2 protein-coding genes are annotated in these 1,892 nt (G+C 74.6%); one reads left to right on the top strand and one right to left on the bottom strand.

The features are described 5' to 3' along the window. Window positions 1-125: 125 nt before the first annotated feature. The gene (locus LCE31_RS39330; protein WP_225023063.1) at window positions 126-1,055 is read right to left on the bottom strand and encodes a metallophosphoesterase; all 930 of its coding nucleotides are present in this window, start codon (window positions 1,053-1,055) and stop codon (window positions 126-128) included. 130 nt (window positions 1,056-1,185) lie between these two features. Here LCE31_RS39330 and LCE31_RS39325 point away from each other — a divergent pair, with 130 nt between their 5' ends. Next, window positions 1,186-1,647 (top strand): GatB/YqeY domain-containing protein, encoded by a 462-nt coding sequence (locus tag LCE31_RS39325; RefSeq protein ID WP_225023061.1) that lies wholly within the window; start codon window positions 1,186-1,188, stop codon window positions 1,645-1,647. The last annotated feature ends 245 nt before the right edge of the window (window positions 1,648-1,892 follow it).

Raw genomic sequence — 1,892 nt, 5'->3', positions numbered from 1 at the left:
GCGACGACGGTGACGGTGGACCCGGCCCAGCCGCGTTCCGCGAGACAGCTGACCGCGGCGTCGAGCCGCCCCCCCCCGGGGGCGCGGCGGGGGGGGGGGCGGGGGGCCCCCGCGGGCCGGGGGCCCTACGCCGCCCGGGACGTCAGGGTCAGGAGGGTTGCTTCCGGGGGGCAGGCGAAGCGGATCGGGGTGTAGCGGTTCGTGCCGCAGCCCGCGGAGACGTGGAGGTACGAGGTGTGGCCCGCCGAGCGGTGGGTCGACAGTCCCTTGACGCGGTCCGTGTCCAGGTCGCAGTTGGTGACCAGGGCGCCGTAGAAGGGGATGCACAGCTGGCCGCCGTGTGTGTGACCGGCCAGGATCAGCGGGTAGCCGTCGGCCGTGAAGGAGTCGAGTACGCGCAGGTAGGGGGCGTGCACGACGCCGACCGAGAGGTCCGCGTCGGCCTCGGGGCCGCCCGCGACCTGTTCGTACCTGTCCCGCTTGATGTGCGGGTCGTCGAGCCCTGTGAAGGCGAGTTCGTACTGGTCGAGCTTGAGCCTGCCGCGCGTGTTGGAGAGATTCGTCCAGCCTGCCGCGTCGAAGGCGTCCCGCATGGGCTCCCACGGGTTGTGCAGCGCGTGCACCGCCGGTGCGTTGCCGTTCAGCCCGTGCTTGCCCTGCGACTTCTCCAGGAGGTAGCGCGCCGGGTTGCGCAGCTTCGGCCCGTAGTAGTCGTTGGAGCCGAAGACGTACACGCCGGGGAACTCCATCAGCGGTCCCAGCGCGTCCAGCACCTCCGGTACGGCCTCCGGGTCGGAGAGGTTGTCGCCCGTGTTCACGACGAAGTCGGGGCGCAGCCCCGCGAGCGACTGGAGCCAGCGCCGCTTCTTGCGCTGCCCGCGCACCATGTGGATGTCGGAGACCTGGAGAGCCCGCACGTCGCGCATGCCGCGCGGCAGGACGGGCACCGTCACCCGGCGCAGTCTGAACGAGCGGACTTCGAACCCCGCGGCATAGGCGACGCCTGCCGCGCCGGCCGCCGCGATGGACAAGGGGACTCCGTAGCGTGCGCGCATACGCCCATCGTCGCAGACCCGGCGTGAGGCCGGTCACGCGGCCGGACCCGTGCCCCCTCGGCCGGCCGCCTCACCGCCCGCCGCGTAATTCGGCGGCCGGCCGCTCGTACCGCCTGCCACACTTGTTCTCATGACCAGCCTCAAGTCCAAGCTCCAGGAAGACCTCACCGGCGCCATCAAGGCCCGCGACGAGCTGCGTTCCGCGACGCTCCGGCTCACCCTCTCCGCCGTGACGAAGGAGGAGGTCTCCGGCCGGGCCGCGCGGGAGCTCGACGACGACGAGGTGCAGAAGGTGATCGCCAGGGAGGCGAAGAAGCGCCGCGAGGCGGCCGACGCGTTCGCCAAGGGCGGCCGGACCGCGCAGGCCGAGCGCGAGCTGGCCGAGGGCGAGGTCCTCGCCGCGTACCTGCCGAAGCCGCTGACCGACGACGAACTGGAGTCCATCGTCAGCGAGGCCGTCGCCGAGGCGAAGGCCGGCGGTGCGGAGGGGCGCGGCGCCATGGGTGCCGTCATGAAGATCGTCACGCCCCGGGTCGACGGGCGGGCCGAGGGCGGCCGCGTCGCGGGCGTCGTGAAGCGGCTGCTCGCGTAGGTGATCGCGCCGCCGCCGGCCTGCCGTACGGCCGTGTGGCACACCGCAGGCGTGATGGCGGGCCTGATCGGGCGGAGGGTCGCTCCGCGGGTCGTGCTCGTACGGTGCGCACGTCCTGACCGGCGGTGCCGCCACGGACGAGGGGGGCCCCCCCCCCGGGGGGGGGCGGGGGGGGGCGGGCGCGCGGGGGGGGGGCCGGGGCGGCCCGCGCGCGGGGGGGGCGGCGGGGCGCGGGGGGGGGGGCG

The organism is Streptomyces sp. 8L (assembly GCF_020176795.1).
GTDB lineage: Bacteria > Actinomycetota > Actinomycetes > Streptomycetales > Streptomycetaceae > Streptomyces.
The sequence above is the reverse complement of the archived record's forward strand: the minus strand, read 5'-3'. Positions and strand labels throughout refer to the sequence as shown.

Bases quoted from the DNA above. Each gene is read 5' to 3' on its own strand.
- LCE31_RS39330 (WP_225023063.1), bottom strand. From the start codon at position 1,055: ATGCGCGCACGCTACGGAGTCCCCTTGTCCATCGCGGCGGCCGGCGCG.
- LCE31_RS39325 (WP_225023061.1), top strand. From the start codon at position 1,186: ATGACCAGCCTCAAGTCCAAGCTCCAGGAAGACCTCACCGGCGCCATC.